This window comes from Thalassotalea marina, from assembly GCF_014656435.1.
GTDB lineage: Bacteria > Pseudomonadota > Gammaproteobacteria > Enterobacterales > Alteromonadaceae > Thalassotalea_C > Thalassotalea_C marina.
This window is the reverse complement of record NZ_BNCK01000009.1, coordinates 68,039-90,124: the sequence shown is the minus strand read 5'-3', so window position 1 is coordinate 90,124 and position 22,086 is coordinate 68,039. Positions and strand designations below refer to the sequence as shown.

At 39.4% G+C, this 22,086-nt stretch carries 21 protein-coding genes; 10 read left to right on the top strand and 11 right to left on the bottom strand.

Annotation, left to right across the window (positions count from 1 at the left end):
• Nucleotides 1–54 precede the first annotated feature (54 nt).
• The 3 genes from malQ to def form a co-directional block, all read right to left on the bottom strand.
• A complete protein-coding gene (malQ, locus tag IE199_RS17720) occupies nt 55–2,226 on the bottom strand; it encodes a 4-alpha-glucanotransferase (RefSeq protein ID WP_189773319.1) in 2,172 nt (723 codons plus the stop codon).
• Nucleotides 2,223–4,409: a glycogen debranching protein GlgX gene (gene glgX / locus IE199_RS17715; protein WP_189773318.1), complete on the bottom strand. Its 2,187-nt coding sequence runs from the start codon at nt 4,407–4,409 to the stop codon at nt 2,223–2,225. Before glgX ends, malQ begins: the two co-directional genes overlap by 4 nt.
• 277 nt (nt 4,410–4,686) lie before the next feature.
• A complete protein-coding gene (def, locus tag IE199_RS17710) occupies nt 4,687–5,208 on the bottom strand; it encodes a peptide deformylase (RefSeq protein ID WP_189773316.1) in 522 nt (173 codons plus the stop codon).
• A gap of 101 nt (nt 5,209–5,309) precedes the next feature.
• On the opposite strand from def, the gene IE199_RS17705 reads away from it, so the two are divergent.
• Nucleotides 5,310–7,571, top strand: coding sequence for an ABC transporter substrate-binding protein (locus tag IE199_RS17705; RefSeq protein WP_189773314.1), 2,262 nt, complete (start codon nt 5,310–5,312; stop codon nt 7,569–7,571).
• A gap of 21 nt (nt 7,572–7,592) precedes the next feature.
• Here IE199_RS17705 and IE199_RS17700 read toward each other — a convergent pair whose 3' ends face one another.
• Entirely contained in the window at nt 7,593–8,828 is a 1,236-nt protein-coding gene (locus tag IE199_RS17700) for an MFS transporter (RefSeq protein ID WP_189773312.1), read from the bottom strand.
• Between the two features lie 113 nt (nt 8,829–8,941).
• Between IE199_RS17700 and recR the strand changes: the two genes are divergently transcribed.
• The 9 genes from recR (at nt 8,942) to IE199_RS17655 (ending at nt 17,123) form a co-directional block, all read left to right on the top strand.
• The gene (recR, locus tag IE199_RS17695) at nt 8,942–9,544 is read left to right on the top strand and encodes a recombination mediator RecR (protein WP_189773310.1); all 603 of its coding nucleotides are present in this window, start codon (nt 8,942–8,944) and stop codon (nt 9,542–9,544) included.
• A gap of 125 nt (nt 9,545–9,669) precedes the next feature.
• On the top strand, nt 9,670–11,631 hold the full coding sequence (gene htpG / locus IE199_RS17690) for a molecular chaperone HtpG (protein ID WP_189773308.1): 1,962 nt from the start codon (nt 9,670–9,672) through the stop codon (nt 11,629–11,631).
• Between the two features lie 168 nt (nt 11,632–11,799).
• On the top strand, nt 11,800–12,243 hold the full coding sequence (locus tag IE199_RS17685) for a pseudoazurin (protein WP_189773306.1): 444 nt from the start codon (nt 11,800–11,802) through the stop codon (nt 12,241–12,243).
• A gap of 9 nt (nt 12,244–12,252) precedes the next feature.
• Nucleotides 12,253–12,687 (top strand): DUF2753 family protein, encoded by a 435-nt coding sequence (locus IE199_RS17680; protein WP_189773304.1) that lies wholly within the window; start codon nt 12,253–12,255, stop codon nt 12,685–12,687.
• Between the two features lie 90 nt (nt 12,688–12,777).
• Nucleotides 12,778–13,968: a putative manganese transporter gene (locus IE199_RS17675; protein WP_189773302.1), complete on the top strand. Its 1,191-nt coding sequence runs from the start codon at nt 12,778–12,780 to the stop codon at nt 13,966–13,968.
• Nucleotides 13,969–14,210: 242 nt separating this feature from the next.
• A complete protein-coding gene (adk, locus tag IE199_RS17670) occupies nt 14,211–14,855 on the top strand; it encodes an adenylate kinase (RefSeq protein WP_189773300.1) in 645 nt (214 codons plus the stop codon).
• 255 nt (nt 14,856–15,110) lie between these two features.
• Entirely contained in the window at nt 15,111–16,043 is a 933-nt protein-coding gene (locus IE199_RS17665; protein WP_189773298.1) for an SPFH domain-containing protein, read from the top strand.
• Between the two features lie 271 nt (nt 16,044–16,314).
• Nucleotides 16,315–16,554, top strand: coding sequence for a hypothetical protein (locus IE199_RS17660; RefSeq protein ID WP_189773296.1), 240 nt, complete (start codon nt 16,315–16,317; stop codon nt 16,552–16,554).
• Between the two features lie 176 nt (nt 16,555–16,730).
• Nucleotides 16,731–17,123, top strand: coding sequence for an MAPEG family protein (locus IE199_RS17655; protein ID WP_189773294.1), 393 nt, complete (start codon nt 16,731–16,733; stop codon nt 17,121–17,123).
• Nucleotides 17,124–17,147: 24 nt separating this feature from the next.
• Here the strand turns inward: IE199_RS17655 and IE199_RS17650 are convergent, their stop codons facing one another.
• The 7 genes from IE199_RS17650 to hisB all read right to left on the bottom strand — a co-directional run bounded on the left by IE199_RS17650 (nt 17,148) and on the right by hisB (nt 22,085).
• Nucleotides 17,148–17,606: a GNAT family N-acetyltransferase gene (locus IE199_RS17650; protein ID WP_373304826.1), complete on the bottom strand. Its 459-nt coding sequence runs from the start codon at nt 17,604–17,606 to the stop codon at nt 17,148–17,150.
• 91 nt (nt 17,607–17,697) lie between these two features.
• Nucleotides 17,698–17,991 carry a DUF6559 family protein gene (locus IE199_RS17645; RefSeq protein WP_189773290.1) on the bottom strand — a complete coding sequence of 98 codons (294 nt, stop codon included), beginning with the start codon at nt 17,989–17,991 and terminating at the stop codon, nt 17,698–17,700.
• A gap of 284 nt (nt 17,992–18,275) precedes the next feature.
• Nucleotides 18,276–18,896, bottom strand: a complete 621-nt coding sequence (gene hisIE, locus IE199_RS17640) for a bifunctional phosphoribosyl-AMP cyclohydrolase/phosphoribosyl-ATP diphosphatase HisIE (protein WP_189773288.1) — start codon at nt 18,894–18,896, stop codon at nt 18,276–18,278.
• Nucleotides 18,893–19,666, bottom strand: coding sequence for an imidazole glycerol phosphate synthase subunit HisF (gene hisF / locus IE199_RS17635; RefSeq protein ID WP_189773286.1), 774 nt, complete (start codon nt 19,664–19,666; stop codon nt 18,893–18,895). Before hisF ends, hisIE begins: the two co-directional genes overlap by 4 nt.
• Nucleotides 19,648–20,385: a 1-(5-phosphoribosyl)-5-[(5-phosphoribosylamino)methylideneamino]imidazole-4-carboxamide isomerase gene (gene hisA, locus IE199_RS17630; protein WP_189773283.1), complete on the bottom strand. Its 738-nt coding sequence runs from the start codon at nt 20,383–20,385 to the stop codon at nt 19,648–19,650. The genes hisF and hisA overlap by 19 nt, the downstream gene beginning before the upstream one ends.
• Nucleotides 20,386–20,389: 4 nt before the next feature.
• Complete coding sequence (gene hisH / locus IE199_RS17625) at nt 20,390–21,004, bottom strand: imidazole glycerol phosphate synthase subunit HisH (protein WP_189773281.1); 615 nt, start codon at nt 21,002–21,004, stop codon at nt 20,390–20,392.
• A gap of 10 nt (nt 21,005–21,014) precedes the next feature.
• Entirely contained in the window at nt 21,015–22,085 is a 1,071-nt protein-coding gene (gene hisB / locus IE199_RS17620; RefSeq protein WP_189773279.1) for a bifunctional histidinol-phosphatase/imidazoleglycerol-phosphate dehydratase HisB, read from the bottom strand.
• Between the last annotated feature and the right edge of the window lies 1 nt (nt 22,086).

Sequence of the window (22,086 nt, the reverse complement as noted above, 5' to 3'; positions counted from 1 at the left end):
TAATACCTACATACGCAAAAATTTAAACGTTGATAACAGCAATAAACGTCATGCCTAATCATTTCTCGGACGCATTTGTTGCATAGCGGTGACTAATTCTTTAACCGAATCTATCTTGTTGAACAACTCAATATTAACGGGTAATTTTTGCTGCCAGTTTGGATGTTCATCAACGGTACCTGGAATATTTACTTGTTCGGCAACTTCAAGTGCATCTTCTAAGGGAATGAGTAAAATATGACTATTGGCTTGCGCTAAAAACTTTTGCGTTGCTATTGTCAAAGCTCGGCTCATATGTGGTGGTTCTTGTAAAAGATCATCTTGCGATGTTAGTACTTGCATATCTTGCAAAGCGGCAACTAAAAGCTCGCGTTCTTTTATACGTGCATTTTGTTCCGCTTGTGCCATTTCATCAGTTGGATATAAATTGAGTGTACGACGCCAATTAAGATCCCTGCCTGTCCACCAACTTGTTAATGTGGGTAAGTCATGAGTCGAAACAGTCACCATCGATTGTGCAGGGTAGAGCTCAGGGCGCTTAAAAAAACCTGAATCCCATTTTTCAAAATACATCACTTTGTACGATAGTAAACCTGCTGCGGCCATGATTTCACCAAACCCATCTGGTACTGTGCCCAAATCTTCACCAATAACAACACAGTTATTACGGCGTGATTCCAGTGCGATCACTCGTAAAATATCGTCAAAAGGAAAACTAATATATACCCCTTGATCAGCGGGCATACCGGGCGCCACCCAATATTGGCGCATTAACCCCAATATGTGATCAATACGCAGAGCTCCGGCATATTGCATATTGCTACGTAATGCTTTGGCTAACGGCATATATCCTTGTTGCTGCAATGCGACAGGATTGATCGGAGTAAGCCCCCAATCTTGTCCCATTACATTCATGGCATCGGGAGGGGCGCCAACAGAAGCCCCGGCGACAAATACTTCTCTATCAGACCAAACGTCTACACCTGAGCCATCACATCCAACGGCTAAATCTAAATATAAACCGACAGGCATTTCAAGAGCTTTTGTTAGCGACGCTGCATGACTCAACTGACGATGTGCCAGCCACTGAATAAAGCAAAAATAATCAATGCGATTAGTGTGTTGTTGCTGAAACTCTTCTACTTCAGTTGAAGTAGGATCTTGATAGTTTGTTGGCCAAGCAGTCCAACCATAGGCGTGAAAATCTTTTTTTCTAAAATGCTCATAAAGGGTTTCATAAGTAGCGAGCTTTAGTAAATCTTCACCACCAGCCACCTTAAACTGGTTAAACTCATTAGCTAGCTCACCTGAAGTGTGATAATTGATAAAGTCTTGATACAAGAGCTCAATGATTTCAAATTTAAGTTGAGCAACGAGAGGGTAGTCAATTAACTCTGCGTGTTTGGCTTGCTCTATTCTAGTTTTAAAGTCAGCAGCGTTTATTCGTTTTTGCGCCTCGTCACAGCTGCGGTAATTAGGAATTTGCTCAATATTTATATACAGGGTATTTAAAAAACAGCGACTAGTTGGTGAATACGGGCTACGATGAGCGGGATTACTGTAAAACAACGGGTGCAATGGGTTTAAACCTATGATTGAAGCGTGTTGTTGAGCAGATTGTTCAATTAAGGTGAGCAAATCGCCAAAATCGCCCATACCCCAATTAGTTTCACTTTTTAATGAATATAACTGCGCTGCGTACCCCCACATTTTTTTTGCACTTGCCTCTTGGGGTAAATAACAGGTTTTAGGTGCACAAATGAGGGTGCAACTATCACTTTTATCATCTGCATACACCGTAAGTTGATGATAACCAAGGGGTAACTTTGGCAGTTCAACAACAAATCGTTGATAACTCACACCATGGATAGTTTTTGAAGCTTGTTGTTTTAGATGCGATAACTCGATGACTTTATTCAATACTTGGCCATCTTCCGTAATAACTTGCCACTTAAAAACATAGGTTGAACTAGGGAGATTTAGCGCTACTGGATGATTACTTTCTTCTGCTTTTGCTATGACACAACTAGGCAATAATTTACACCAAGCTTGTTGTTCTAATTCTATAATAGCCGCTTGAATGGTTTCATCAGACGATAAGTCATACCCCATGGCTTGTAGCAAATTATGTCTTGCTTGTTCATTCGCTTTGACTAGTGTACCAAAACTATCTGTATAACTGCGGTGAAAGCCAACAAGATCAGCGAGTTTTTCTATTAAACTCATGGTGTGTTTCTCTTAACAGCAAGTGTTGCTTGTTGTGATGAAAAAATATCACCAAGCGATGGTTGATGAGAGTAACTCAAAACAACACAGCTATGTGGTGACACTGCATAGTGAGAGCTGGTAAAGGTTGCATCGTCTGATGTATCTTCAAGGGTATTTTGCACGGTATCAATTAATACATGCCATCTGCCTGTTAGTGAAGGTAACTGAAACTCTATGTGTTTGTTATGGGCATTAAAGATAATCAGCAAGGCATCATCGTGCTGGCTAGTTTTTTGAACATCTGACGGCTCGGTTTGTGCAAGTAACATGGCAAAGCATTTTATTGCACTGTTATGCCAGTCGTGTTCTACCATTAAGCCGCCGTGACAGTTGTACCAGCTAATGTCTGGTAGCCCAGTGGTAGGCGATACTTTAAAGCCATGTTGATAATGAGTTCGGTTGAGCAAAGGATGTGCTTTTCGAAGCGCAATAAGGCGTTGCACAAAACTAATTTGATGTTGATCTGCATTAGACCATTCAAGCCATGAAATGTTATTGTCCTGACAATAAGCGTTGTTATTACCTTGTTGACTATTACCCATTTCATCGCCTGACAACAGCATAGGTGTACCTTGGGCAATCATTAATGTCGTTAATAAATTACGTTTTTGTCTGCTGCGCAGCTCTAGAATGTTGATGTCGTCAGTTTCACCCTCTGCGCCAAAATTTGCTGAATAATTGCCGTTATGACCATCATGATTTTGTTCACCATTAGCCAAGTTGTGTTTTTGCTCAAAACTAACAAGGTCGTGTAAGGTGAAACCGTCATGAGAGGTGATAAAGTTAATACTCGCACTTGGGCGTCGCCCACGTTGTTCGAATAAGTCAGCAGAGCCGTGCAAACGACGGGCAAACTCTGGTGCTATACCGTCATCACCCCGCCAGAAGCGGCGACAGGTATCTCTGAATCTATCGTTCCACTCCATCCAATGTTTGGGAAAACGTCCTAGCTGATAACCTTGCTCGCCAATATCCCAAGGCTCTGCAATCAATTTAATTTGGTTTAGTACTGGATCTTGCTTTACGGCGGTGAAAAATGCGCTGTTTTGTGAAAAATGAGTCACTTGTCTGCCTAAAATAGGCGCTAAGTCAAACCTGAATCCATCAACTCCCATGTGCAAAACCCAATACCGTAATGCATCCATGATTAACTGTAAAACCCTTGGATGTTCTATATTGATGGTGTTGCCACAGCCTGAATAATTAAGGTAATACCGCTTGTCATTGTTATCTAACCGATAATAACTTGCATTATCTAGGCCTTTAAAACTGTATGTTGGTCCTAAATGACCACCTTCAGCAGTATGATTAAATACCACGTCTAACAGCACTTCAATGCCAGCTTGGTGAAATCGTTCAACCATTTGCCTAAATTCATCTAGCTCAGATGAAAATTGGTAGGCTTGATGAGGTACAAAAAATGCGATTGAGTTGTAACCCCAATAATTACTGAGTCCTTTGTTTAAGACAAAGTCTTCGCTGACAAATTGCTGAACGGGCATTAATTCAATCGTAGTGACACCAAGAGTTTTGAGGTAATCAATATTATTGTCGCAGGCAAGGGCTTGAAAAGTTCCTCTCATTGAAGGTTCAATATTTTCTTGAGCTTTACTAAAACCACGTACATGTAGCTCATAAATGATGGTGTCTCGCCGTCTAACTTTTGGATACGAATTACAAATAGTTTGTTGATTTATGACCACGCATTTGGGTAAGTATTGTGCATTATCACGGTAATCTAATGTTAGGTCTTGTTGTTGGCTGCTAGTGTCATAACTAAGGTGTGTGTCGCTGGTAATAAAGCTACCTTTAAGCTTTTTTGCATAAGGATCTAACAATAATTTAAATGGATTGAAACGGTGGCCATTATGTGGCTCAAATGGTCCATGGGCACGATAGCCGTATAGAGCACCAGGCTGTAAACCTTCAATATAACCGTGCCAAATATCGTCAGTAAATTCGGGCAAGCTAATGCGAGCAACTTCTAATTCGCCTTTAGCGTCAAATAAGCAAAGCTCGATTTTTTCTGCGTTAGCTGAAAAAACAGCAAAGTTAGTGCCTTTGCCGTTAAATGTTGCTCCCAAAGGATAAGGGCGTCCGGGCGAAACAGTGTAATTTTGTACGACAGCTTGTGAAAGCATACTTTTGATCCTTCAATTTTAATGACTTTCGCTAAAGGTTTGCAGATTGATTTATTGAATCGCTCACATCTTTTAAGACGATACATTAATTACTTTGCATTTTTGTGGTTGTATCGTTAAAACAGTTTGACTCAAAGTCTAGTTGATGTAAGTCAGTTTAGTGATATTAAAAAAGGATAAAATTTTTTAGACGCGTTGAAGGAATTGAACGCTAATAGTGAAATTTAGATACATTTGAAGGGCAGTACTGTAGATGCCCTTATCTGGAGAAGTTTTCTTAATTTACGTGCTGACGATACCACTCGGTTTCACTCATTAAATCAGCGGTGCTTTCTACTCGATCAACAAAGGTTTTACCTTCTAAATGATCTAATTCATGCTGAAATATTCTTGCTAAAAAGCCGTAATAGGTAATGTGGTGACATTCACCTGCGATGTCAAAAAACTGCACGTCAATAGTTGGGGATCTTGGCACTAAACCACGAATAGCTGGCACGCTCAAACATCCTTCCCAGCCTTTAATGGGCTCTCCTCTCATTGCCACTATTTCAGGGTTAATTAAAACCAACGGCTCCATATCTGGTGCATCAGGATATCGTTCGTTAGGCTTAGAGCACATGATAAAGATGCGTTTGTTGATATAAAGCTGTGTTGCAGCAATGCCAACGCCCTTTGATTGTGCTACTTGAGTTAACAAATGTGCAATATCATTTTTATCTTCTTTGGTTAAAGGAAAGCTTACAGACTTTGCCTTGGTCTTGAGTATTGGGTGCCCTAATTGCGCGATTTTAGACGTCATATTATTGGTCTGATAAAAATATTTTCTTGATTTTGCCCTAAAGTGAGAAATTCATTCAAGTTGTTCTATTATTTAAGTAACTCTTTAAAACGGTTAATTGAATGAAATACTTGTTAATTTTTTGTCTGTGCTGCTTGTCTATTACTGCACATGCCAAAGAAGAAGTGGTACTGCAATTAAAATGGCTACATCAATTTCAATTTGCAGGCTTCTACATGGCACAGGAAAAGGGCTTTTATGATGAGGCGGGTTTTAACGTTGAAATTCGAGAGCGTGATATCAATCAAAGCCCGGTAGACCAAGTATTAGCTGGTGACGCCACTTTTGGTATTTCAGATTCAAGTATTGTGTTAAATCGCTTGAAAGGTAAACCGGTGGTAGCGCTGGCCGCTATTTTTCAAAATAGCCCACTAGTGTTAGCCACACTTGCATCAAGTAATATTCGACGACCTGAAGATTTAATTGGTAAATCTGTGATGTATCAACGTGGTGTAGACGGGGCTGTATTAACGGCAATGTTTAAAAGGCAAGGCATTGCACCAACTGATTTTACTCAGGTTGAACACTCTTTTAATAATCAAGATTTACTTGATGGTAAAACAGATGCCATAAGCGTCTATTTAACTAATCAACCCTATTGGTTTAGTTCACAAGGTGTAGAAATTAATATCATAGATCCTGTAAATTATGGTGTTGATTTTTATGGTGATCTTATATTCACTCGACAAGATTATGTCGAACAACATCCTGAACGCGTAAAAGCCTTTGTTGAAGCCAGTATTAAAGGCTGGCGATATGCCTTATTAAATCCTGAAGCGACAATTAACCTTATCCTGACCAAATATGCCGGGCGTCATACGAAACAACACTTAGAATATGAAGCTAAACATACGGCGCCTTTGATTAAATCTCGCGTTATGCCCATTGGTACTATTTATAAAGAACGATTTAATCAAATAGCTAAAGTTTATAAAGATCTTAATATGGCTCCTGCTAATGCCGAAATTGATGGTTTGGTTTTTGATATTAATCAGCTGGAAGAAAGTCAGTTAAATCGTTACTTTATCGTATCGCTAGTAGCATCCGCAGTATTATTACTGGCGCTTTTGATATTGTATGTTTTCAATTTACGTTTGAGCTCTTTAGTAAAAAGTAAAACTCAGGCATTACAAACCTCAAATGCATCATTGGCTGAAAAAATTGAACAAATTGCCGAAAAAAACCAGGCGCTAACTCAGGCGAAAATCAAAGCTGAGGTTGCTAATAAAGCTAAAGGGGAGTTTGTAGCTAACATGAGCCATGAAATACGGACGCCACTCAATGGCATTTATGGTTCACTACAGCTGATAAAACAAGCAGATATGCCAGAAGATTGCATTGATCTCATCGATCAAGCCATTACTTCAGGAAAAAGTTTACTGGCTGTCATTAATGACATATTAGATTTTTCAAAAATAGATGCCGGTAAGTTGCATATCGAACAGCGGCCTTTTAGTTTGAATCAGTGTATTGACAATGTTGTTGCCGATGTAGCGTTTGAAGCTCAAAAAAAAGGGATTTCGATAGAAGTACTTAAAGAGCATACGCACGACTATTGGATAGGCGATATGGCTAGAATTAAACAAGTGTTGTTAAACCTACTGTCGAATGGTATTAAATTTACCGAAGCAGGTTTTGTTCAATTAGCCGTCTATTCAAATACAACATCAGAGCAATCGTCGATTGAATTTATCGTCGAAGACAGCGGTATTGGTATGTCGTCAGAAATGCTGGCAAAACTTTATCAGCGCTTTGAACAAGCTGATAGCTCCATTACACGAAAATTTGGTGGCACAGGGTTAGGTATGGCTATTACTTATTCACTAGTTACGCTGATGGATGGACAAATTGAAGCACAAAGTTCAGAAGGAAAAGGCTCTCGCTTTAAAGTCACCTTACCGCTAACTAGTACAGAGAGCTTGCCAGAAAATATTAGTGTGGTTGATTTACCCAGTTTAGTGAATAAGAAAATTCTGATTGTCGAAGATAACCGCATAAACCAAACCATAGTGCAAAAGATGTTAAAAGATTCCGGCGGTGAGTTATTTGTCGCACACAATGGTGCGCAAGGAATTGAAATGTATAATGAATGCCAGCCAGATTTAATCTTGATGGACATTCAAATGCCCGTACTAGACGGCGTTAGTGCATGTAAACATATTCGTGTGACGGATAAATCTGTTCCTATTATTGCACTAACAGCCAATGTCATGCGAGAAGACATTCTTTTATACAAAGAAGTGGGATTTAACGAGTGTGTGGCAAAGCCCATTGAAATAAGTGAACTCAATAAACTGCTTTGCCACTATTTTGCTAATCAGTAGGGGAAACTTATCGCCACAAAACTATTTGCGTCGATAAAACCATATGCTGGTGATAAATAAAATCGCAATAAATGGTAAGCTAGAACTTACCACGCCAGTCCAATTACTTTGAAAAAGCACCCAGCCTGCCATCAATGACGCTAAGCCTTGGCAACTGAAAATAACAAAGTCATTTAACGCTTGAACTTTGTGCCTTTCATTTGCACTGTAGCTTTTAGGCAATAAGGTTGTTCCAGTTAAAAACAAAAAGTTCCAGCCAACGCCTAACAATAACAACGCCCACCAGTAGTGGATGACTTGCTCACCTGAAAAGGCAACCACAGCAACAATTGCGTATAACAAGGTCCCTAGAAAAAATATGTGTTTTAAACCAATTTTATTGATTAACCAGCCGGTAATTAATGAAGGTAAAAACATAGCTGCAATATGTGTTTGAATCACCCATTTAGTATCGTGAAGGCTGTGACCATGCAACTGATGCATACTCAGTGGTGTTGCTGTCATTAAATAGCTCATTAGGGCAAAACCAATCGCGGCGCTGGTCAATGCAATGATAAAAATGGGTTGTTTTACGATAGTGAGCAGTGGACGGCCACCTTCCATTTGTGTTGCGTTTGCTATGTTTGGATTTTTAAAGCGAGATAAAATAATCATGGCAATCACATTGAGCACTGCAATTAAAGTAAATGAGCCTGTATATCCATAAGGCGAATCAATCCAGTCTTTAGCTGCAACGGCAATTTCAGGCCCTAAAAATGCAGAAAAAATACCGCTTAACATTAATAGGGACAATACATTTGGAATTTGGCTTTCTTTTTCAGTACTTTCTATCGCAGCAAATCTCAATTGTTGAATAAATGCGGTACATGCGCCAAGTAAAAAGGCGGCAAGACAAAAAAGCGAAAAACTTGCGATTTGTGTTGCCAACATGGCCGTAACATTGCCAACCAGTCCAATAGAAAATCCGATAAATGTTGCTTGTTTTCGACCGAGCTTTTTTGCCAACATTGCTGCCGGAATAGCTGCACTGGCAACACCTAAAATCATAATGGTAACCGGAAGTGTTGCTAGCGAGTTATCAGGTGTTAATTGGGTTGATAAAATACCGCCGATGAAAACAATGACAGGCGATGCAGCCATCACAAGTGGTTGCAACAAAAATAACAAAAGTACATTGTTGGGTAATGATGAGAAGCGTCGCACACAAAAAGTTGCTACTAGCAGTAACATGAGAGTGAGCGCAATATTTGACAACATGTCAGCGGCGTCCTGATTAATTTATTTAAAGAGTTTGATAGTCTAAAAAGTTTGGTTAAATTTGCCCAGTTATTCAGGTAGACTAACCAACAATTAAGTTAAGATGTAACCGTATGAAGTTTAGTCCTTTAGTTCAAGAATTAATTCAGTCGTTGAAATGTCTACCTGGCGTTGGGGCAAAATCTGCACAACGTATGGCGTTTCAACTGTTAGAACGAAATCGTGTTGGCGGTAAAAAGTTAGCAGAGTCATTGGCGCTGGCGATGGAGCAAGTTGATCATTGTCACTCTTGTCGAAATTTTACTGAACAAGATATTTGCGACATTTGTGCTAGCCCCAAACGACAAGAAAACGGCCAGTTATGTGTTGTCGAGTCACCTGCTGATGTGATTGCCATTGAGCAGACAGGCGAATTTAACGGTGTTTATTTTATTCTAATGGGTCATCTGTCACCTATTGATGGTATCGGACCTGAAGAATTGCATTTAGATGTATTAGCCAATCGCTTGGCGAATGGTCACTTTAATGAGCTGATTTTGGCTACTAACCCAACCGTTGAAGGGGAGGCCACTGCTCACTATATTGCCGAGTTAGCAAAACAACATAATATTAATATTTCACGAATTGCACACGGTGTGCCGGTTGGTGGTGAACTTGAATACGTAGACGGAAATACTTTATCTCACGCATTTAGCGGTCGAAAAAACTATCTTTGATAACTCAATTTTTTACTTGAATTCATTTTTACTATCCCCATATCTGCTTTATCTGGAGGTCTAGCCCTTATCGGAAGGCCTCATTGTATAAATTGGTAAAGATAGATAAATAGGAGATGGCTCAGATGTCTGAGACAGGTCAACCAGAAGTTCATGGTTTTCAAACAGAAGTATCTAAATTACTTCAATTGATGATTCACTCACTATACAGCAACAAAGAAATTTTCTTGCGTGAATTGGTCTCAAATGCGGCTGATGCATCTGACAAATTGCGTTTTGAAGCATTAAAAAATGCTGATCTTTACGAAGGTGATGCGAATTTACGTGTTCGTGTAAGTGCTGATAGAGACAATAATACCGTTACCATCTCTGATAATGGTATTGGTATGACACACGAGCAAATTATTGAACATTTAGGTACTATTGCAAAATCAGGTACAGCAGAGTTCTTTTCAAAATTATCAGGTGATCAAGCATCTGATTCACAACTCATTGGCCAGTTTGGTGTTGGTTTTTATTCAGCATTTATCGTAGCTGACAAAGTTACCGTACGTTCACGTGCCGCAGGTGTTGCTGCTAGTGAAGCAGTTGAATGGCAAAGTGAAGGTGAAGGTCAATTTACCACTCGAAAAATCGAAAAAGCCAATCGCGGAACAGATATCATTTTACATTTAAAAGAAGATGAAAAAGAGTTCTTGGATGACTGGCGCTTACGTTCAATTGTTACTAAATACTCAGATCACATTTCAGTATCTGTTGAAATGTTGTCGCAAGAAATTCCTGCGATTGAAGCACAAGACGAAGTAAAAGATGAAGATGGCAATGTAGTGACGCCAGCTGTTGAAGCTCGTGATGCAGTGCCTGCTCAATGGGAACCCGTAAATAAAGCGACCGCATTGTGGACACGTGAAAAAGCTGATGTTTCAGAAGATGAATATAAAGAGTTTTATAAACACGTATCACACGATTTTGCTGACCCATTACTTTGGGAACACAACAAGGTAGAAGGTAAGACTGAATATACATCATTGCTTTACATTCCTAGCAAAGCGCCATTTGATTTATACAACCGTGAAAAGCAACATGGCTTAAAGCTCTACGTCCAGCGCGTATTTATTATGGATGACGCTGAACAATTTATGCCAACATATTTACGCTTCGTTAAAGGTTTACTTGACTCTAATGACCTACCGTTAAACGTGTCGCGTGAAATTTTACAAGATAACAAAGTAACACAGGCCATTCGTAAAGGGTGTACAAAGCGTGTGCTTAAGATGCTTGAAAAATTGGGCACTAAAGATAAAGAGCAGTATCAGTCATTCTGGAATGAATTTGGTCAAGTGTTAAAAGAAGGCCCAGCAGAAGATTTTGCTAACAAAGAGCAAATTGGTAAGTTGTTGCGTTTTGCCTCTACCCATGAAGATAACAGCACGCAGAACGTTTCTTTACCTGAATATGTTGAACGTATGAAGGAAGGTCAAGACAAGATTTATTATGTGGTAGCTGACAGCTTTGAAGCGGCTAAAAATAGTCCACACCTTGAAGTGTTCCGCAAGAAAGGCATTGAAGTGTTATTGATGTCAGATCGCATTGATGAGTGGTTAGTGAGCCATTTAACAGAATTTGACGGTAAAACGTTACAGTCTGTTGCTCGTGGTGGCGTAGATCTGAGCAAGCTTGACGATGAAGAGACAAAAGAAGCGCAAGAAAAACTGGAAAAAGAATTTGATTCTGTGACCGCGCGTATGAAAGAAGCGCTTGGTGATAAGGTCAAAGAGGTGAAAATTTCTCACCGTTTAACTGATTCACCAGCGGTAATCGTTACTGCTGATGACGACATGAGCATTCAGATGCAAAAATTAATGGCGCAAGTGGGTCAAGAAGTACCAGAAATTAAGCCAATTTTTGAAATCAACGCAGAACATGACTTAGTTAAACACGTTGCTGATGAAGCAGACGATGACAAGTTTAACCAATGGGTTGAAGTATTGTTTGAGCAAGCAACACTGGCTGAGCGTGGTAGCCTAAAAGATCCAGCATCATTTGTTACTAAGTTGAACAAGTTGATGATGAGTTTAACGAAGTAAAATTCGTTTATATATTTCATAATGCAAAAGGCGCTTCGGCGCCTTTTTTGTTTGTATTCGGTGCAAGGGATTGTTTTAAATCAAAACGGTGAAAAATAAATAAAATTCTTTATTGATAATCTAAATGGTAATGATTATTATTTGGTTGCTGTTTGTATGGAGTTAATCATGAACGTTAAAAACCTATTTATTTTCGCTATTTCTTTTGTTTTCTCTTCGGCGGTTTTTGCTAAAAATCATCAAGTTAAATTGCTAACTATGGCTGATGGTGGTCAGTCTATGATGATGTCGCCTGGCTTTATCAAAATCGACAAGGGAGATACCATCACTTTTATTCCGTCTGATGCAACGCATAATGCTGAATCTATTGCATTACCAAATAATGCTACTGCCTTTAACTCCGCCATGGGCACTGAGGTCACAATAACGTTTTCTGCAGAGGGCGTTTATCTATATAAATGTACACCTCATTTTGCTCTAGGTATGTTAGGAGTGATTCAAGTTGGTGCGCCAAACAACCTCGAGCAAGTAAAAAATAAGTGGCAACAAATAAAGTCTGGTGTTGTTATGAATCAAGAACGTGTTGAGCAATATCTTGCACAAGTAAAGTAAGGACGCTTTATGGAACATCAACAATGGCAATCTTTATTAAATAATGGCAACGAATGTTTTCACGATGGTCGTTGGTTGCAGGCAGAGTTTTATTATACTGAAGCCTATGAGTTATTAGCTGATGCATACAAACATCAGCCGTATTCAAGCGATATTTTGATGGCGTGGATCTGTACTTGTCATAACTTATCGGCTTTGTTTGAAGCGCAAGGAGAAATGGACGTTGCCTTACGGTATTTAAAATTACCACATGAGTACTTAGTCAATCTCGCAGACAACGAGCAATCTTGTGAAGACGTGAAGTTAATCGCCATTAAAGCCTTATCTATCACGTTAAAACCTATATTGGCATTTTCGAAAAAACATCCTATTTGTGACAACTGCTTAAACGAACTGACGCGTTTACAGTCTATGTTAAATGACTTAAATACAACGTTACATTAGCCTTTTATTATGGGGAACATAAATAAACTAAAGCAGTATCGTCAATGTTTGCTTGTTGCTGATTTACGTTGTGCAATAACTGGGTAAATAATGGCTTTTTTAACGCACACTCGACTAGCCTTTATTCAATTGAATGAGTTGCTACCCTGTTATCGACGGTTGATTGTACCTGTGCTGCTCTTGGTATTTTTGGCCTTGCCAGATACCAGAGAGCTAACACTCAGAGTAATGTCAGATGCATTTTGGCAAGTTGCTGTGTTTGTTGCTCTAACGCTGATTGTTTATCATTTAGTGGCTCATCGAGTGTCTTTAATTGCACGACAAAAAAGCTTTGCTCCAACGGGTCCATGGAAAATTGTATTGGCCAGTTTTATGGGCGTAATTCCTGGTTGTGGAGGTGCAATTATTGTTATCACTCAATTCGTTTCAGGCTCTATGAGTTTTGGCGCAATTGTCGCGGTACTAACGGCAACGATGGGAGATGCGGCTTTTTTATTACTGGCAGCACAACCCGAAACAGGATTGTTCGTGATTATATTATCCTTTAGTGTTGGCATTATTTCAGGGTTAATCGTTGATCGTATACATGGGCAAGACTTTTTAAAACCCGCTCTAGATTGCTCAAAAGAGCATACCGCTTGTCGTCGTTGGTTTCCAAAACAATCAAAACGTATTAAATCTCAAGGACTTTTATGGCAATGGCTTGTTATTCCTGGAGCTGTTGTAGGCTTATTTATGGCCGCTCAACAGGATGTAGAAACTTGGTTTTTTATCTCTGATAACACCATTCAAGTGCTCGGTGCTCTCATTGTTCTTGTGTTCATTGTTTTATGGGCAACCACAACAGAAGTGAAAGATTTCGAATCAATAGTGGCAGAGGATAAGAAATCAACACATAGTAAAACATTTCAACGTGTTGCATTAGATACCAACTTTATAACTAGTTGGGTGGTAATTGCATTTTTAATGTTTGAACTATTAGTTTTTTATACCAAACTAGATTTAACACAAGTGTTTACTGCTATACCCAGTTTATTACCTTTTATCGGTGTTGTGATCGGTATGATCCCTGGTTGTGGACCGCAAATTATCACGACAACTCTATATTTGTCAGGAGCAATTCCACTTTCAGCTCAAATTGGTAATGCCATTAGTAATGACGGCGATGCCTTGTTTCCCGCTATTGCGTTATCACCTAAAGTAGCAATAATGGCAACCTTGTATTCATCTATACCGGCATTTGTTGTTGCGTACGGATACTATTTTATTTTTGAAGTGTAAAATAAGTTGTGGCAAAGGCGTGAAATTGCAATTGCTCTATAGACATTAGTCGAAAATTGGTGCAAAAGTGGCTGATTAATGAACCATGTGGCGAATTGAGGCTTGTTTGCTCAACGCTGAAAATGTATAGTGTTGCACTTTAATTAAACCGATTACTTCTACTCATTTGGCGGTTTAATTATGACACCTGATGTCGAGTTTAACTGCCAAATGAGTATATTTAACAGATAGGGCAAAGTGCTATGCGCATTATTTTGTTAGGTGCACCGGGTGCTGGTAAAGGCACACAGGCACAATTTTTAATGGCCAAATATGGCATTCCTCAAATTTCTACTGGCGATATGTTACGTGCTGCTATTAAAGCAGGTACTGAACTAGGTAAAAAAGCCAAAGAAGTGATGGATGCAGGTCAACTGGTTTCAGATGATTTAATCATCGGTTTGGTTAAAGAGCGTATTGCGCAAGATGACTGTCAAAAAGGCTTCTTGCTCGATGGCTTTCCTCGCACAATTCCTCAAGCTGACGCAATGAAGGAAAACGGTGTTGATGTTGACAGCGTAATTGAGTTTGATGTTCCAGATGAAGTGATTGTTGAGCGTATGGCTGGCCGTCGTGTTCACCCTGGTTCTGGTCGTGTTTATCATATTGTTTACAACCCACCAAAGGTTGAAGGCAAAGATGATGAAACAGGTGAAGAGCTTGTTGTTCGTCCTGATGACGAAGAAGCGACAGTGCGTAAACGCTTAGGTATTTACCACGAGCAAACCAAGCCATTAGTTGATTACTACAAAACTGAAGCACAAGCTGGTGCATGTAGTTATATTACAATCGATGGCACGCAGCCTGTTGATCAAGTTAGCGCTATCCTTGCGGAAAAACTTGCTTAACACGTTATAAAGTTATTTGTATTTTAAAGGCTTACTTCGGTAAGCCTTTTTATTTTATGTATTAATAAAATAAAAAACGTTATTTCATCACAAGCTCATATCAAGTTAACTCATTTAAAATTAAAGTAATTTAATCTTATGCTAGCTGTAATAAATATAGTGACTGCCAAGACTAATGGGCAAAAGTTTGCTTGACTTGTAAAAAACCAATGACATATTATGTCAAAGTCGCATAGCTTATTAAGGAGTATTATTATGCTAAAAAGTGGACAATCATCTCAGCCTACAACGTTAGAAACTACTAAGCTGGCTAAACACATGACTAAGGGCCTAATTGGTACTGCACTAGTCATAGGTGCGTGGATGACGTTTTATACCATTGATGAAGGTCATGTTGGTATAGTTAAACGGTTTGGTGAAGCGACAGCGCAAGAAAATCCAGGACTACACACTAAAGTGCCTTTTGCTGATACGGTTGAAGAATTAGAAATTCGTACCCGTAAAAATACTGAATCATTAAAGGCATCAACTCATGAACAAATGCCAGTAACTGCAGAAGTTTCAGTAAACTGGACAGTAATCCGCTCAGAAGCTTTTGAGCTTTATAAAAACTACGGTGGTTTAGATCAGTTTGAAAATCGTATTTTAGATCCACGTTTACGCTCGGCAACCAAAGATGCTTTAGCACGTTTTAAAGCAGAGCAAATTGTTCAAAACCGAGGCCAGGTTATTCAAAAGATAGAAGAAACCTTATTGGCCGAAATGACAGATTTTCCGGTGAAACTCGACAGCGTGCAAATTGAAAACTTGGTACTTCCACCTAAATATTTGCAAAGTATTGAAACCAAACAAACGGAAAAGAACTTAGCAGCAGCTGAAGAGCATCGATTAGAGCGTCAAAAACTGGAAGCACAACGTGAAGTAAACACTGCTGAAGCTAAACGTGATGCTGAAAAGGCTCGTGCCGATGGCTCAGCATATGCGATTATTACAGAAGCGAAAGCTGAAGCCGAGGCGATAAAACTAAAAGGCATGGCAGAAGCGGAAGCGATACAGAAAAAAGCAGAAGCAATTAAAGCAAGTAAAGTGTTAGTTGAGTATGTTAAAGCCCAACAGTGGGATGGTAAATTGCCGACAACTGTGATGGGAAGTGACCAAGGTATACTTTGGAACATGAAAGAGAAGTAATTAACAAAAATAACACGGTAATTAACTGATAAAGGCCCATCCTCAAAGATGGGCCTTTTTGTATATATGCATTTAAGCTAAATGGTATAACTTGCAGACAGGTCAAAATGTCAAAGGCTGTTACATTTTTCATTCTTGTTTACTAATTGTACAGGTGCTATGGTTTAACACTAGGAATAGGATGTTTATTTTTGGAAATAGTTAATTGAATTGGTATTACTGATGTTTTAGTAGCTTCCGATCTTGTAATTTAATAGTTAAAGGGATTTTTATGGAAATTTTTAATCAACTAGCCGATCTGTTTGAAATGCTTAGAACAGGTGAGTTACATGTGCTGTATGTGCTTATCCCCCTACAAATAATTATCTTTGCTTTCCCTTGTTTAATAATCGCAAGAGCAAAAGGCAAAAACCTAAGGTATGCAAGAATGTTAGGTGTGATGCCTGTGATTAATATCGGGGCTTTACTTTATTATTTATTTGCTCCTTCTCAAAAGCCTCTACTTGAGTAAAAAACTCGCATATCCTAGTCAATCAATACGACAAAATAAAAACAGATTGTTTAATTTTGTTGTGTTTTTTTACCAAGTGTCAGTTATTCAATGAAAAATGACATAAATAACCTCTTTGACTTGGTAAAATAACCGCTAAACTAAACCTAAATGTCGTTAATGTAAAAAGGTTGAGTGTGAACTTATCTATTACTGGATTTTATTTAGGTCTTCTGGCTATTCTCTACGTGATTTTGGCTTATCGTATTATCAAACTGAGATACAAATATCAAACTGGTATTGGTGATGGTGGTCATGCAGAATTGGCGCAAGCAATTCGAGTGCATGGTAATTTTGCTGAATATACCCCTATCGCATTATTACTATTAGCGAGTGCTGAATTAAATGGCAGCCACCAGGTGTTGTTGCACGGTGTGGGAGCAGCATTTTTTATTGGTCGCGTTTTGCATGGTATTGGAATTACTAAATCTCAGGGACCAACAAAGTTCAGGTTCTGGGGCATGATTTCAAGCTTTGCAACACTGGTGATATTAGGCCTTGAAAATATACGTTTATTTATAATGAGTTAAAGGCAATAGCCTTTAACTTTTATTTTATTCAAGCTGACTTTTCACCATGCTAATGTGAGGGATACCATCTTCTAAATACATGTCAGAACAACGTAGAAAGCCATGATGATTATAAAAACTTTCTAAGTGCTCTTGTGCTGATATTTTTACTCCCAAATTGGGAAAGTGGCTTTGGCAAGCGGTTAAAGCACGCTTCATTAGCCGGTGACCTAACCCTGTACCTCTGGCGGAATGTTCGATAACAACTCGTCCAATTGCTGGGTAGTCAGTATAACTTGTTCCATTGGGCAGTATGCGAAGGTAGGCAATAAGTTTGTCTTGTTGGTATGCCAATAAATGTAGTGTATTAGGGTCGCGGTCGAGATTATCTAACTCAGGGTAATAACAGGTTTGTTCAACAACAAATACGTCAACTCGCAGCTTTAGCGCGTCATAAAGTTCATTAATATCTAGTTCATCAAAGCGTTTTAATCGCCAATCAATCTGATTCATTGTGCACTCCTAAAAACAAAGTTTAATAATACCCAAACTCAGGTAAGAGGCACAATGCATCATCGATTTACTTTTACGGCTTTTACTGAAGTGTTAATAAAAAGCCGTTGTAACTTTTCTCTTCTAAGAAAGTTAATATCTCTTTTTTGTATTCATTTACTTTGACCTCAGGAAACTCTTTGGCCAAAACACCGTCTAGCCTTGCAGGATCAAGGAATAAGATATAGCCCAGAGGCAAATAGCTAGGGTTAAAATCTTTTTTGTAGACGATAGTACGAATTTGTGAGGCGGTGTAAAACGTATTTTCACCGTAGTGTTTTTCAAGCTGTGGCAATAATTTACTGCCATACTTTTTTATAGACCAGTACTTAAACATAAGCTATTCCTTAGCTGTTGAATAAATAATCCGTGTGATTGCGGAGCGCTATACTACAGGGCTAATTTAAGATGATCAACACTTATCAGACCAGTATATTTATTTTACAAATGTCTAATTTGATTAATTATTGATAAGTCTAGTTTTTTATTTTTGTAAACTGCAAAGCGGTAATGAATACGCTTACATGCTCAATGGCAAATGACTTACACGCGATATAATATTTATTTCAATTGGTATAAGTGTAAAGAGAGAGTATGGTTTACTCTCTTTACAGTAATCAATTATTTGTTGTGGCGTTTTTGTAATACATCCATAACTTCCGACAGTTCAATGTTTTTATCTCTAAGTAACACTAAGGTGTGATAAAACAAATCAGCACATTCACCTAATAGATCTTGCTTGGTTTCTGCAACTGCGGCAAGAGCAACCTCAACGCCTTCTTCGCCCACTTTTTGTGCAATTTTGGTGGTGCCTTTGGCAAACAATTGCGCTGTGTAGCTGTTATCTGGAGCATTTTGCTGCCTTGTGGCAATAACTTGTTCAAGTTGACTTAAGAAGTTTTGTGTTGTCAGTTGTTGCTCTGGAAAACAAGATTCAGTACCCAAGTGACAGCTAGGGCCAATTGGCTCACACGAGAGTAATAAACTGTCTTTGTCACAGTCTGTGAGTATTTGTTTTACTTTTAAATAATTGCCAGACGTTTCACCTTTAACCCACAACGCTTGTTTAGAGCGACTAAAAAAGGTGGCATTTCCAGATGTTAAGGTGGCATAGAGTGCTTCTTGAGACATGTAGCCTTGCATCAATACGGCGCCGGTTTTGTGATGCTGAATGATTGCAGGGATCAGGTTATCCATTTTTAGCCACGCTAATTGTTCAACATTGTTTTCATTAATGATCATGGTCTAATGCTCACTCCAGCCTGTATCAGTGTTTGTTTTAAATCGTTCATGTCGATGATGCCTTTGTGAAAGACACTAGCCGCTAGTGCGCCATCAACGTCGGCTTGTTGAAATACATCGCTAAAGTGCGCTATTTCACCAGCACCACCAGACGCGATAAGAGGCACATTGCAAACCGCTCTTGCCTTAATTAATTGCTCAATATCATAACCATTTCTAACGCCATCTTGGTTCATACAATTAAGGACAATTTCACCTGCGCCACGCTTTTGTACTTCTTCAATCCAGTCAAAGGTTGTCCATGTGGTTTTTTGGGTTTTATGTTCATCACCGGTAAATTGATATACCTGATATTGATGATGCTCTTTGTGATAAAAACTATCAATACCTACGACAATACACTGCTGACCAAATTTATCGGCTAAACGAGTAATAAGATCAGGGTCAGCGAGAGCAGGGGAGTTAATGCTAATTTTGTCTGCGCCCATTTTTAATATTTGCTGTGCATCTTGTTCTGTTTTGATACCACCTGCGACGCAAAAAGGAATATCGATAACCTGTGCAATACGACTTACCCAACTTTTATCCACCACTCTAGCATCAGAGCTAGCCGTAATATCGTAAAAAACCAACTCATCAGCACCCGCTTCAGCGTATTGCTGCGCTAATGGCACAATATCACCAATAATTTCATGGTTACGAAATTGCACACCTTTTACGACTTTACCATCGCGCACGTCTAAACAAGGAATTATGCGTTTGGCCAACATGCAATTGCCTCCTCTAAGGTGAACTTACCCTCTAATAATGAACGACCTAAAATAACACCACTAACACCAGTTGGGATCAAAGCCTTAATATCATCCAGTGAACCAATGCCGCCTGAGGCCTGCCAGGCGATATCAGGGTAGGCAGTAGTAAGTTCTTGATAAAGCGATACGTTAGTGCCAGCTAAGGTGCCATCTTTACTAATATCAGTACATAACACATGTTTTATACCCGCGTTTTGATACATGGCTAACAAATCTTCCAAAACCACGCCGCTGTCTTTTATCCAGCCGTGAGTTGGTAGCGTTTTTTTGCCGTTTTTATCGATTTTAATATCAAGCGCTAGAACAATTTTTTCACTGCCATATTTGTCTAGCCAATGAGCAACTAATTCTGGTTGTTTTATTGCCAAACTGCCAATAACCACACGATCGGCACCAAGTTCAAGTAACTCTATTACGTCTCGTTCACAGCGCACGCCACCACCAACTTGTATGATCATTTCTGGGTGAGAAACTACAGTTTTTAATGTGGCGAGCTGACGCTTATTGCTATCTTTTGCGCCATCTAAATCGACAAAGTGCATCACTTTGGCGCCGGCTTCAAAATACGCTTGTTGCCGCTCTTGAGGGCTAAATTGATATTGTGTTTTTTGTTCATAATCACCTTGATATAAACGAACCACTTGGCCATTTATCAGGTCTATTGCTGGGATCATCATGGTGTTACATCTCTAAAAAATTCTGGATAATTCTGCTACCGAGTTTACTTGAACGCTCGGGGTGAAATTGGCAGCCAATAAAGTTGTCTTTTGCAATTGCGGCGGAAAATTCACTGCCGTAATCACAACTTGCGACAGTATAATCACTGATTGGTGCCGCAAAACTATGGACAAAGTAAAAATAGTCACCGGGCTTAATACCAGCAAACACTGGATGATCACTGACCGATGCTAAGGTATTCCAGCCCATGTGAGGTAAACGTAAGTTACCTGCTTTTAACGGCGTTACTTCTGTTGGAATAAGCCCTAAACATGCAACATTTTCTTCTGTATTACTTTCTGCCGATGAGCTAGCCATTAATTGCATGCCTAAACAAAAACCTAAGGTTGGCTGAGTCAACTGCTGTAATGTTGTCACTAACCCCTTGGAGTTAATATTGTCCATTGCATGTTTAGCACTGCCAACACCGGGTAAGATAACTTTGTCAGCACTTGCGATAAGAGATTTATCATCGCTCACTAACGCCTCATACCCTAGTTTGTTTACCGCAAATTGTACTGAAGCTAGGTTGGCACAGCCGGTATCAACTATGACGATATTAGAATTTACATTACTCATGGGTAACTCGCTACAGTGTGCCTTTTGAACTTGGTAACACATCACCATTAACGGCAATGGCTTGACGAAGTGCTCGGCCAAATACCTTAAACAAGCTTTCTACTTGGTGGTGGCAATTACCCTCTGACGTTGATAAGTGCAAAGTGATGGCCATGGCGTCGGCTAGTGAGCGAAAAAAGTGAGATACCATTTGCGTCGACATTTTGCCCACGTTGTTGTCAGTAAACTTAGCGTCAAATTCTAGCCAAGGGCGACCAGAAAGGTCGATAGCACACTCGGCGCGACACTCATCCATAGGTAATACAAAACCAAAACGACCTATACCACGTTTATCACCTAATGCCTGTTTTAAGGTTTGACCTAAAGCTAACGCGGTATCTTCAACGCTGTGGTGTTCGTCAATGTGATAATCTCCATCAACGGCCACCGTCATTGAAAAACCGCCGTGTGTTGCGATCTGTTCTAACATGTGATCAAAAAAGCCCAGGCCGGTATTAATATTAACCTCACCCACTTTATCTAAATTTACCGCCACACTGATGTCAGTTTCCTTGGTGGTGCGTACCACTTTGGCCACTCGTGGCTGAGTTAGTAGTAACTCGGCGATGTCTTGCCAGTTAAGAGAATTCCTGTCATAACGTAAGCCTTTAATGCCCATATTTTCAGCAAGCTGAATATCCGTTTGTCGATCACCAATCACGTAAGAGTTAGCAAAGTTAACTTTACCCTGTTGCAGGTAATCTTTGACTAAACCTAAATTGGGCTTTCGACAACTACAGTTTTCATGATCAAAGTGTGGACAGATTAATACGTCGTCAAATACCACACCTTGAGAACTAAAAAGCTCCATCATTTTATTGTGGGGCAGGTCAAAGTCGGCTTGCGGATAGCTGTCAGTGCCTAAACCATCTTGATTAGAGACCATAACCAATCGAAAGCCTTTTTTCTGTAAAGATAACAACACAGGCACAACGTATGGCTCAAATACTAGCTTTTCTAAACTGTCGACTTGCTTGTCTGTAATAGGCTCTTCAATCAAAGTGCCGTCGCGGTCGATAAATAAAATATTTTGTTGTGACATG